The sequence below is a fragment of the Streptococcus sp. 27098_8_66 genome (assembly GCF_041431945.1).
Lineage (GTDB): Bacteria > Bacillota > Bacilli > Lactobacillales > Streptococcaceae > Streptococcus > Streptococcus dentalis.
On record NZ_JAPVYS010000004.1, the window covers coordinates 196,701 to 208,322 of the forward strand.

Here is an 11,622-nt window from a genome sequence, read left to right on the forward strand (position 1 = left end):
GTAAGAACATGCAAGATAAAATTGTCATTCATGGGGCACGCGCCCATAATTTAAAAAATATAGACGTGGAAATTCCACGGGACAAATTAGTCGTGGTGACGGGTTTGTCTGGATCTGGAAAGTCCAGTCTGGCCTTTGATACCCTCTATGCAGAAGGTCAGCGCCGCTACGTGGAGAGTTTATCGGCCTATGCCCGGCAGTTCTTGGGAAATATGGAAAAACCAGATGTGGACTCTATTGACGGCTTGAGTCCAGCCATTTCCATCGACCAAAAAACGACCAGTAAAAACCCTCGTTCTACAGTGGGGACGGCAACAGAGATCAATGACTACCTGCGCTTGCTCTATGCACGTGTAGGGACGCCTTATTGTATCAATGGGCATGGAGCGATTACGGCTTCTTCTGTTGAGCAAATTGTTGATCAAGTCTTAGAATTACCAGAGCGCCAACGCCTGCAAATTCTAGCCCCTATTATTCGCAAGAAAAAAGGCCAGCACAAGAATATCATTGAAAAGGTGCAAAAAGACGGCTATGTCCGGGTGCGGGTCGATGGTGAGATCTATGATGTGACAGAGGTTCCAGAACTATCTAAAAGCAAGCAGCACACGATTGAAGTAGTTGTGGACCGAATCGTGATTAAAGAGGGCATCCGCTCGCGGCTCTTTGATTCGATTGAAGCAGCTCTTCGAATTGCGGATGGTTATGTGGTGATTGATACCATGGATGGCAAGGAGCTACTCTTTTCTGAGCACTATGCTTGCCCAGTCTGTGGCTTTACCGTTCCTGAATTAGAGCCCCGCCTTTTTTCTTTCAATGCGCCTTTCGGATCTTGTCCAGACTGTGATGGGCTGGGCATTAAGCTAGAGGTGGATTTGGATTTGGTGGTGCCAGATGATCGCTTAACCCTTCGCGAAGGAGCACTTGCTCCTTGGAATCCGATCTCTTCCAACTACTATCCACAGATGTTGGAGCAAGCCATGATCCATTTTGGTGTTGATATGGACCGACCTTTTTCCGATCTTTCTCAAGAAGAAAAGGACTTGGTCCTCTATGGGTCAAATGGCAAGGAATTCCACTTCCACTATGAAAATGAGTTTGGCGGGGTTCGGGATATCGAGATTCCTTTTGAAGGGGTCGTAAACAACATTCACCGTCGTTTCCGTGAGACCAATAGTGATTTCACCCGCAACCAAATGCGCTCTTATATGAACGAATTGTCCTGTGCGACCTGCCATGGCTACCGTCTCAATGACCAGGCTCTCTCTGTTCGTGTCGGAGGAGAAAAGGGGATGCATATCGGGGAAGTGTCAGATCTATCGATTGCGGACCACTTAAAAGCCGTGGATCAGCTGGTCTTAACGGACAATGAAGCTACGATTGCAAGACCGATCCTAAAAGAGATCAAAGATCGCTTAACCTTCTTAAACAATGTGGGGCTTAATTACTTGACCCTGTCACGATCGGCTGGGACCTTATCGGGTGGAGAAAGCCAGCGCATTCGCTTGGCAACCCAGATCGGTTCCAACCTCTCTGGTGTCCTTTATATCTTGGATGAGCCGTCTATTGGCCTCCATCAAAGGGACAATGACCGCCTGATTGCCAGTCTCAAGAAGATGCGCGATTTAGGCAACACTTTGATCGTCGTCGAACATGATGAAGATACCATGAGAGAGGCAGACTACCTGATCGACGTCGGCCCAGGTGCCGGTGTCTTTGGGGGAGAGATCGTTGCAGCAGGAACTCCAAAGCAGGTGGCTCGCAACAGCAAATCCATCACTGGTCAGTACTTGTCCGGCAAACGCAAGATTCCGGTTCCAGCAGAGCGCCGTTCAGGAAATGGTCGTTCTATTGAAATTACTGGAGCAAGTGAGAATAACTTACAAGACATCACAGCGCGCTTTCCTCTGGGTAAATTTATCGCAGTCACTGGAGTTTCCGGTTCTGGAAAATCGACCTTGATCAATGGCATCTTGAAAAAAGCCATCGCTCAAAAGCTCAACCGCAATTCGGAAAAACCAGGGAAATACAAGACGATTCAGGGGATTGAGCATATCGATCGCTTGATCGACATTGATCAAAGCCCGATTGGTCGGACTCCTCGTTCCAATCCAGCGACCTATACAGGCGTCTTCGATGACATTCGCGATCTCTTTGCTCAGACCAATGAAGCCAAAATTCGGGGCTATAAAAAAGGCCGCTTTAGTTTCAATGTCAAGGGCGGGCGTTGTGAAGCCTGCTCAGGAGATGGGATCATCAAGATTGAAATGCACTTCTTGCCGGATGTCTTTGTTCCTTGTGAAGTCTGCCATGGACGTCGTTACAATAGTGAGACATTAGAAGTCCACTACAAGGAAAAAAATATTGCAGAAGTGCTGGATATGACGGTCAATAAGGCGGTTGAATTCTTCAAGCACATTCCAAAAATTGAACGCAAACTCAAGACCATCCAAGATGTGGGCTTGGGCTATGTAACGCTAGGGCAACCTGCAACTACTCTATCAGGAGGGGAAGCGCAACGGATGAAGTTGGCTTCTGAATTGCACAAGCGCTCTACAGGGAAATCCTTCTATATCTTGGATGAACCTACGACCGGACTCCATACCGAAGACATTTCTCGCTTGATCAAAGTCTTAGAGCGATTTGTGGATGATGGCAATACGGTCCTTGTGATTGAGCACAATTTGGATGTCATTAAGACCGCAGACCATATCATCGATTTAGGACCAGAAGGTGGTGTCGGTGGTGGAACCATTATTGCGACCGGAACACCAGAGGAAGTAGCAGCAAATCCTGCTAGCTACACAGGACAATATTTGAAAGGAAAATTACAATGAATCAACGGATCAGCAACTTAAGAAACAAAATGAAAGCCCAAGACCTCAAAGCAGTATTGATTAACAATTTGAAAAATGTTTATTATTTGACCAATTTCTGGGGTTCAAACGGAACTGCTTTGGTGACAGAAGAACGTGTGGTACTCTTTACAGATTCGCGCTACACCATCCATGCCCATGCGACTTGTTTTCCTTTTGTAGAGATTGTGGAAACCCGCGATGAGTTGACTGCAGCTGCAGAGATCGTTAAGCACCTTGGAATCAAAGAACTTGGTTTTGAGGATGAAGTGACGGTAGCCTACCATGCCCGTATGGCTTCTGTTTTCAGTGGCATCAGCCTTCAATCCCTAGCAAACTTTGTCATGGAATTGCGCTTGATTAAGGATGAAACGGAGATTGCGGCCATTAAAAAAGCTTGTAGCATCTCTGACCAAGCCTTCCATGATATTTTGGACTATATCAAGGTAGGGAAAACGACAGAGTTGGAAGCAGCGACTTTCCTCGATTTTAGAATGCGGGAGTTGGGAGCTTCTGGTGTATCTTTTGATATTATCTCGGCAGCTGGTGAACGCTCTGCCATGCCTCACGCGACTCCAAGTGATCGGGTGATTTCAGCAGGAGATGCCTTGACCCTTGATTTTGGTTGCTTGTATAACCACTATGTCAGCGATATGACACGGACTATCTATGCAGGACATGTCAGCGACAAGGAAAGAGAAATTTATGAAACCGTTTTGAAAGCCAATCAAGCCTTGATTGCTGCTGCTAAAGATGGACTTGGCTTCCGTGATTTTGATAAAATCCCACGTGATGTGATCGAGGCAGCCGGCTATGGTCAATACTTTACTCATGGAATCGGTCATGGGATTGGGCTAGATATCCACGAAGAACCATACTTCAGCCAAACGTCTAAAGAAGCGATTCAAGCAGGGATGGTCTTAACAGATGAGCCAGGTATTTATATCGAAGGTCTCTCTGGTGTGCGGATCGAAGATGACCTTTTAATCACAGAAACAGGCTGTGAAGTCTTGACTCTTGCTCCTAAAGAATTGATTGTCCTTTAAAATATACGTTTCTCTTAACTTCTGTTTAGACAGAGATGTGAAGAGAAGACTATGAAATGAATTGTAGAGGAGTTCTTCTCCCTGACATCTTATTTGGAGCACTATCCATTTTGGTATAGGAACTACAATAACAAAACACGAAAGAAGCAAAGGGTAATTTGGATGTGGATGGATCAGGGGCGGTCCATAGCAATCCTTTCTTCTCCAAAAGAGACAATTGCTGTTTGAGAAAAATCAAATTGTGTGTTACAATAAAGAGTAATCTATTTTTAAAAAAAGAGGTAATAAAACATGATCGAAGCAAGTAAATTGAAAGCTGGTATGACTTTTGAAACAGCTGACGGAAAATTGATCCGAGTTTTGGAAGCTAGCCACCACAAACCAGGTAAAGGAAACACTATCATGCGTATGAAATTGCGTGATGTCCGTACTGGTTCAACATTTGATACAAGCTACCGTCCAGAGGAAAAATTTGAACAAGCGATTATCGAAACAGTTCCAGCTCAATACTTGTACAAAATGGATGATACAGCCTACTTCATGAACACTGAAACATATGACCAATATGAAATTCCAGTTGTGAACGTAGAACAAGAATTGCTTTACATCCTTGAAAACTCAGAAGTAAAAATTCAATTCTACGGAAGCGAAGTGATCGGTGTAACGGTTCCTACAACTGTTGAATTGACTGTTGCAGAAACTCAACCATCTATCAAAGGTGCTACAGTGACTGGTTCTGGTAAACCTGCTACAATGGAAACTGGTTTGGTCGTAAACGTTCCTGATTTCATCGAAGCTGGACAAAAATTGGTCATTAACACTACTGAAGGAACTTACGTTTCTCGTGCATAAGAGACATCTCAGGGTGTCAAATAGAAAGGAACTTCTATGGCAACTGAACAATTTGGTGACATCGTTATTGCACCACGTGTATTAGAAAAAATTATTGCGATTGCGACAGCAAAAGTAGAGGGTGTCTATTCGCTTGAAAACAAGAGTGTTTCAGATAGCTTATCCAAACGTTCGCTTGGACGTGGCGTCTACCTTCATACGGAAGAAGATGGTCAAGTTTCAGTAGACATCTATCTCTATTTAGAATATGGAGTGGCTGTACCATCTGTCGCTGTAGCCATTCAAAAAGCGGTCAAGTCAGCAGTTTATGATATGGCAGATGTAACCTTGGATGCTGTCAACATTCACGTTGTTGGGATCGCAACGGAAAAATCTCCAAAACCAGACTTGAAAGATTTGTTTAATGAGGACTTCCTCAATGACTGATGAAATTTTATTAGAATCACGTCGAGATTTGCGCGAGCGCGCCTTCCAAGCCTTGATGGCCTTGGAATACGATGGAAACATTGTTGAAGCTTGTCGCTTTGCTTATCTACATGATAAGGACCTAGCAGAAGACAAAGAAGTCGATCTTCCTGCCTTTCTCATGAATCTCGTGACGGGCGTCTACCAATCCAAAGATCAACTGGACCAACAAATCGGTCAACATTTGAAAACCGGCTGGACTGTTGAGCGCTTGACCTTGGTAGAGAAAAACATCCTTCGTCTGGGAATTTATGAAATAACAGAGTTTGATACACCACAGATCGTCGCAGTCAATGAAGCGGTGGAATTGGCCAAGGCCTTTTCAGATGAAACCTCTTCACGATTTGTCAACGGTGTCCTCAGTCAATTTGTGACAGAAGAATAAGTAAAAAGGGAGTGGGAAAGAACTCCAACTAGTTAAAAGAGTTCGTTTTCCCACCCCCGCACAGTTGATTAGGTCATCTTTGGAGCTTAAAAGGCGAACAAAGATGCCAATCAACCACTGCGTCATACAGTTATTTCTATTAAATATAAAAGGCTAGACAGTTTTTGCCCAGCCTTTTTTTTGACGAATAACAACCCCTACAGTAATAGAATTGTAGGGGTTGTTTTAGACACTTTTTCCAGAGTGGAGACTAACGGGCAAGAAATAACCGGTAGTCGCTACTTTTTTTCCTTCGATCTTTTGGAGTAAAAGATCCACCATGAGGATAGCAATGTCTTCGAGGGGTTGTTGGATGGTTGTCAGTTCAGGTGTATAGGTCTCAATGAACTGGGTTCCATCATAACCAATCACTTTCAAATCCTGAGGAATCTGAATATCTAATTCTCTAGCGACTTTCATGATCAAGATCGCCGTCAAATCATCGGAGGCAAAGATAGCATCTGGTTTTTGCTGGGTTAAGATCTGTTTGATTTCCATTTCTTTGCGGATAGGGGAGAAATCACTGGAAACATTAATGATCATGGACTCAGGTAGAACTGATGCAAATCCCGCATGACGCAAGCCAGTTGGGGAGTTAGAGTTGTCATTACCTGTGATCATGATGATCTTTTTAGCACCACTTTTGACCAGGGTTTCTGCTGCTAGCACTCCACCAGCGTAGTTGTCTGAAGAAACAACCGGAATTTCTGGGGAGAGGTTGCGGTCAAAAGCAATGATAGGAGCAGTTACCCGGTTGTAATCTTCAATGCCCAAATTATGACTTCCTGATATGATGCCATCTACCTGGTTAGCCTCCAACATCTCAATATATTCGCGCTCTTTCTCAGAGTCGTGCTCACTATTGCAGATGATGGTTTTATAGCCATGTTTGAAGAGTTGGTGTTCTAGTTTGTCGATTAATTCAGCATAGAAAACGTTGCTGATGTTGGGAAATATCAAGCCGACTAACTTGGCTGATTTTCCTTGGAGGCTACGAGCAACATTGTTAGGTTTATAGCCCAATTCTCGCATGGCTTCTTGGACTTTTTGGATCGTTTTTTCAGACAGGTATCCTTTTTTATTGATGACCCGTGAGACAGTAGTAGGGCTGACACCGGCGAGTTTGGCGACATCAGTTAGCTTTGCGACCATAATCAAGTTCGTAGTAAGTTCCAGTAGGGGTTCCAGACTTGATCAAGATTCCATTTTGATCTGCATGTGGGTAGACCCGACCAGAAAATACTTTTTCTCCTTTATTGATAAAGATTTCAAATATCGAATTGTCAATGAAAATATTAGCGGTTGTCGCTTGGTTAGCGATTGGGCAGCTACGGCTCGTACCGAATTCTTGGGCATATTGTTCACCAGCCTGGCTTCGATCCACTGTGACCAATCCTTTAGCTAGATCAAATGTGAGAACTAAGCCCTTTCCTTCTGCATCGGCAAAGAGGACGATTTCGTTTTGGCTATCCTTTTCAAACTGCAATTCCAATTCATAGCAGTTCTTGGTTTGTGCCTTGTTGGCAAATTCCTCACCCTCAGCGCGCAAGTCCTTGATGGCTTCGACTGGGTATTGGTAGAGTTTTCCGTCTTTGATGGTTAATTCTTTGACCAGTGAGAGAGCTCCTTGATAGTCATAGGAATCTGTTGGATAAGAAACATCAGGAAGACCTAGCCAGCTGACAGCATAGGCACGTCCATCGGGGGCATTGAATCCTTGAGTGGCATAGGCTTCAAAACCATAGTCGAGATTATGCAATTCAGATACATCCACCATTTTGGCCTTTTCTGGGTCAAAGCTTGCCCCGATCTTGTACATATTTGGATAGATATTGTCATAATCGAGAACGGATTTATCTAATCCTTGAGGACAGTAGAGGAGAACGGGTTGGTCTCCAACAAAGACGAGGTTGGGACATTCCATCATATAAGCTGTCCGGTCATTTGCAAAATCCAAGTCACCGACTGCAACCCAGTTGGTATAGTCGTTATCTACAGCCTTATAGAGACGGATGAATCCTTTTTTCTCAAGGTCTTGACCACCAACGATAGCATAGTATTGACCCTTGAAATTAAAAATTTGTGGGTCACGGAAGTGATCCGTAGAGTCGGCCGGTTGATCAATCAAGATTTTGTCAATTTTTTCAATCTTTCCGTCTTTGTCCATCAAAGCACCGACTTGGTAAGGATGACGGACCCATTCTGCATCGCGAACATTTCCGGTGTAGAATAGGAATAGTTTGTCACCAAACTGCATGGCTGATCCGGAATAAGTGCCATGGCTATCTAGTTTAGTGTCTGGAAAAAGCGTTACACCAGTTTCTGTGAAATGAACTAAGTCTTCGCTTTCTGTTTGTACCCATGATTTCAATCCATGAGCTGCTCCAAATGGAAAATTTTGGTAAAACAAGATCCATTTCCCATCAAAGTAGGAAAAACCATTAGGGTCGTTCAAGAGACCAGCCTTTGGCTCTACATGGTAGTGTGTATGCCAAGGAGATTTCGCCATGTTTTCTTGGATGGCTTGCTTTTCCTCTGTTGTCCAGTCTTCGTAACGTCTGTAACGACGTTCAGTTGTCCATTCCATTTTAGTCCTCCGAATTTTTTCTTACTTCCATAGTACCGATTTCCTATTAAAAATGCAAGCGATAAATGAAAGAAATGGCAAAAAATGTCAAACGCTTGACATCTATTTTGTAGCCTGAAGAAAAGGGGATAAGTTGAAAATTTATGAAAATATGAAAGAAAATGAAAATAAAGAGTAGCTTTAAAAGGGCTAAAGACCGTAGTTTAGGCCTGTCTTGAAATGAAAATAGTTTCACGCTGTCAAAAAGTGTCAAAATGTCCAAAAAAGTTTCAAAAAAATCCTGCAAAACGCTTGACATATTTTCAATACGTGGTACAATTAAAAACGTAGAAACGATTTAACCGTTTACATTACAAAAAAATAAGGAGATTTTTGCAAAATGTCAAATACAGAAATTGCAAAGCAGGTCATCGATGCAATCGGTGGGGTTGAGAACGTTAGCAGTGTTGCTCACTGTGCGACTCGTCTTCGCGTGATGGTAAAAGATGAATCAAAAATCAACAAAGATGTTGTTGAGAATATCGAAAAAGTACAAGGTGCTTTCTTTAACTCAGGTCAATACCAAATCATCTTTGGTACTGGTACTGTAAACAAGATCTATGATGAAGTAGTAGCACTTGGCTTACCGACGTCATCAAAAGATGAAATGAAAGCTGAAGCTGCTAAACAAGGAAACTGGTTCCAACGCGCGATTCGTACTTTTGGAGACGTTTTTGTTCCAATTTTACCAGCAATCGTTGCGACTGGTTTGTTTATGGGGATTCGTGGTGCTATTGCTCAAGACCAAGTATTGGCTTTGTTTGGTACAACAGCAGACGCATTTAAATCTACTGATTTCTATACCTATTCAACGATTTTAACTGATACTGCGTTTGCCTTCTTCCCAGCCTTGATTTCATGGTCTGCGTTCCGAGTATTTGGAGGAAATCCTGTTCTTGGGATTGTAATTGGTTTGATGATGGTTAGTCCGACTCTTCCAAATGCATGGGTTGTAGCGGAAGACCCTTCTAAAGCAGCAACATACTTTGGTATCTTCCATCATGTGGTTGGATTCCAGAACTCAGTTCTTCCTGCATTCTTCGTTGGTCTTATCGGTGCGAAACTTGAAAAGTGGCTCCATAAGAAAATTCCAGATGTCTTAGATTTGTTATTGGTTCCATTATTCACATTGACAATCATGTCATTCCTTGCTTTGTTTATTATTGGTCCATTCTTCCACAGCATCGAGGAACATGTACTGAATGCAACTAAGTTTGTTTTAAATTTACCATTCGGACTTGCAGGGTTGCTTATCGGTGGCGTTCATCAGTTGATTGTCGTTACTGGTGTCCACCATATTTTTAATCTTCTTGAATCACAATTAATTACTGCAGATAAAAAAGATCCATTTAATGCAATTATTACAGCGGCTATGACTGCACAAGCTGGTGCGACATTAGCTGTGGCAGTGAAATCAAAATCTCAAAAAGTGAAAGCTTTAGCATTTCCTGCAACTATTTCTGCCTTATTAGGTATTACTGAGCCTGCAATCTTTGGTGTGAACTTGCGTTATGTAAAACCATTCGTTATTGCTTTGGGAGCAGGTGCTGTAGGTGGTTGGATTGCATCTATGTTAAACCTTGCTGGTACAGGATTCGGTATTACAATTATTCCAGGAACACTTCTCTATCTAAACGGTCAATTATTGAAATATGTATTTATGGTTGTATTTACAACTGCACTAAGTTTCGGTTTGACATATATGTTTGGTTATGAAGATAAAGCTTCATCAGTTCCTGCAGAGGACGAAGAAGCAGAAGCTATTATTGAAGAAGAAACAACTGGAGCTCTTCCAGCATCTCTTCAAGACGAAACGATCATCTCACCTATCGTTGGTAGTGCAGTAGCGCTTGCTGATGTTAATGATCCTGTTTTCTCAAGTGGTGCGATGGGACAAGGAATTGCCATCAAGCCAACTGAAGGCGTTGTCTATGCACCAGCTGATGCTGAAGTAACGATTGCTTTTGCGACTGGACATGCTTATGGTTTGAAGACCGCTAATGGTGCTGAAATCTTGATCCACGTTGGGATTGATACCGTATCAATGAACGGTGAAGGATTTGATCAAAAAGTAGCTCAAGGCGATAAAGTGAAAGCTGGTGATGTCCTTGGTACATTTGATGCAGCGAAAATTGCCGCAGCTGGTCTTGAAGACACAACTATGGTGATCGTCACTAACACAGCTGACTTTGCTTCTGTCACACCTGTTGCAACTGGATCTGTTGCGAAGGGTGATGCGATTATCGAAGTCAAAGCTTAATCGAAACAATAAGTTCTCAAGGACTGGTCTATCATCTCCAGTCCTTGAATTTTATTTCTCAAAAAAAGGTGTGTTTTTTCTTTAGAGAAGAGAAAAAGATTGACTACAAAATATGCTATAATAAATACAGGATATTTTTCATAATAAAAAAGGAGCCAACATGACAAAATTATATGGAAGTTTGGAAGCTGGCGGTACAAAATTTGTTTGTGCGGTTGGTGATGAAAACTATAATGTTGTGGAAAAAGTACAATTTCCAACAACCAAGCCAATTGAGACGATTGATAAGTGTATTGAATTTTTCTCAAAATTTGAGGATCTAGTTGGGCTTGCGATTGGATCATTTGGACCAATTGATATCGATCCAAATTCAAACACTTATGGTTTTATCACAACGACTCCAAAACCAAATTGGGCCAATGTAGATATCGTTGGGGCTTTCCGTCGTGCCTTGAATGTACCTATCTATTTCACGACAGATGTGAATAGTTCTGCTTATGGCGAAGTGGTCGCACGCAACAATGCGGGTGGCCATATCGAAAACTTGGTTTACTATACAATCGGAACAGGAATCGGAGCTGGTGTCATCCAACGTGGTGAGTTTATCGGGGGAGCTGGGCACCCAGAAATGGGACACTACTATGTGGCCCAACACCCAATGGATGTGGAAAAAGAATTCAAGGGTGTTTGTCCTTTCCACAATGGCTGTTTGGAAGGCTTTGCGGCTGGTCCTAGTCTCGAAGCTCGTACAGGTATTCGTGGGGAAAACATTGAACTCAACAGCAATGTATGGGATATTCAAGCCTACTACATCGCACAAGCAGCGGTGAATGCGACAGTTACCTTCCGCCCAGACGTCATTGTCTTTGGAGGAGGAGTCATGGCTCAACAACATATGTTAGATCGTGTTCGCACGAAATTTACTGCCCTCTTAAACGGTTACCTCCCTGTACCTGATGTGAGAGATTATATTGTGACACCTGCAGTTGCTGGCAATGGTTCAGCGACCTTGGGGAACTTTGTCCTTGCAAAAGAAGTGAGCGAGAAGCATAAAAAATAAGAAGCAATTGTCTCTTAGAGGTTAGAAACAAGAGCGA

At 42.9% G+C, this 11,622-nt stretch carries 9 protein-coding genes; 7 read left to right on the top strand and 2 right to left on the bottom strand.

The window, feature by feature from the left end; genetic code table 11:
- Window positions 1-8: 8 nt before the first annotated feature.
- The 5 genes from uvrA (at window position 9) to nusB (ending at window position 5,600) form a co-directional block, all read left to right on the top strand.
- Window positions 9-2,834: an excinuclease ABC subunit UvrA gene (gene uvrA, locus O3642_RS05180; RefSeq protein WP_371605550.1), complete on the top strand. Its 2,826-nt coding sequence runs from the start codon at window positions 9-11 to the stop codon at window positions 2,832-2,834.
- A complete protein-coding gene (locus tag O3642_RS05185; RefSeq protein ID WP_371605551.1) occupies window positions 2,831-3,898 on the top strand; it encodes a M24 family metallopeptidase in 1,068 nt (355 codons plus the stop codon). The genes uvrA and O3642_RS05185 overlap by 4 nt, the downstream gene beginning before the upstream one ends.
- A 291-nt stretch (window positions 3,899-4,189) precedes the next feature.
- Window positions 4,190-4,750, top strand: coding sequence for an elongation factor P (efp, locus tag O3642_RS05190; RefSeq protein ID WP_003005479.1), 561 nt, complete (start codon window positions 4,190-4,192; stop codon window positions 4,748-4,750).
- A gap of 36 nt (window positions 4,751-4,786) precedes the next feature.
- Window positions 4,787-5,176 (top strand): Asp23/Gls24 family envelope stress response protein, encoded by a 390-nt coding sequence (locus tag O3642_RS05195; protein ID WP_003005404.1) that lies wholly within the window; start codon window positions 4,787-4,789, stop codon window positions 5,174-5,176.
- Entirely contained in the window at window positions 5,169-5,600 is a 432-nt protein-coding gene (gene nusB, locus O3642_RS05200) for a transcription antitermination factor NusB (RefSeq protein ID WP_371605552.1), read from the top strand. Before O3642_RS05195 ends, nusB begins: the two co-directional genes overlap by 8 nt.
- 225 nt (window positions 5,601-5,825) lie before the next feature.
- Here nusB and O3642_RS05205 read toward each other — a convergent pair whose 3' ends face one another.
- Both O3642_RS05205 and O3642_RS05210 read right to left on the bottom strand, forming a co-directional pair.
- Window positions 5,826-6,791, bottom strand: a complete 966-nt coding sequence (locus O3642_RS05205; protein WP_070665540.1) for a LacI family DNA-binding transcriptional regulator — start codon at window positions 6,789-6,791, stop codon at window positions 5,826-5,828.
- Window positions 6,772-8,226, bottom strand: coding sequence for a sucrose-6-phosphate hydrolase (locus O3642_RS05210; protein WP_371605553.1), 1,455 nt, complete (start codon window positions 8,224-8,226; stop codon window positions 6,772-6,774). Before O3642_RS05210 ends, O3642_RS05205 begins: the two co-directional genes overlap by 20 nt.
- 379 nt (window positions 8,227-8,605) lie before the next feature.
- On the opposite strand from O3642_RS05210, the gene O3642_RS05215 reads away from it, so the two are divergent.
- Both O3642_RS05215 and scrK read left to right on the top strand, forming a co-directional pair.
- A complete protein-coding gene (locus tag O3642_RS05215) occupies window positions 8,606-10,525 on the top strand; it encodes a sucrose-specific PTS transporter subunit IIBC (protein WP_371605554.1) in 1,920 nt (639 codons plus the stop codon).
- A gap of 160 nt (window positions 10,526-10,685) precedes the next feature.
- On the top strand, window positions 10,686-11,585 hold the full coding sequence (gene scrK / locus O3642_RS05220; protein WP_003013367.1) for a fructokinase ScrK: 900 nt from the start codon (window positions 10,686-10,688) through the stop codon (window positions 11,583-11,585).
- Window positions 11,586-11,622: the final 37 nt, after the last annotated feature.

Bases quoted from the DNA above. Each gene is read 5' to 3' on its own strand.
- uvrA (WP_371605550.1), top strand. From the start codon at position 9: ATGCAAGATAAAATTGTCATTCATGGGGCACGCGCCCATAATTTAAAA.
- O3642_RS05185 (WP_371605551.1), top strand. From the start codon at position 2,831: ATGAATCAACGGATCAGCAACTTAAGAAACAAAATGAAAGCCCAAGAC.
- efp (WP_003005479.1), top strand. From the start codon at position 4,190: ATGATCGAAGCAAGTAAATTGAAAGCTGGTATGACTTTTGAAACAGCT.
- O3642_RS05195 (WP_003005404.1), top strand. From the start codon at position 4,787: ATGGCAACTGAACAATTTGGTGACATCGTTATTGCACCACGTGTATTA.
- nusB (WP_371605552.1), top strand. From the start codon at position 5,169: ATGACTGATGAAATTTTATTAGAATCACGTCGAGATTTGCGCGAGCGC.
- O3642_RS05205 (WP_070665540.1), bottom strand. From the start codon at position 6,791: ATGGTCGCAAAGCTAACTGATGTCGCCAAACTCGCCGGTGTCAGCCCT.
- O3642_RS05210 (WP_371605553.1), bottom strand. From the start codon at position 8,226: ATGGAATGGACAACTGAACGTCGTTACAGACGTTACGAAGACTGGACA.
- O3642_RS05215 (WP_371605554.1), top strand. From the start codon at position 8,606: ATGTCAAATACAGAAATTGCAAAGCAGGTCATCGATGCAATCGGTGGG.
- scrK (WP_003013367.1), top strand. From the start codon at position 10,686: ATGACAAAATTATATGGAAGTTTGGAAGCTGGCGGTACAAAATTTGTT.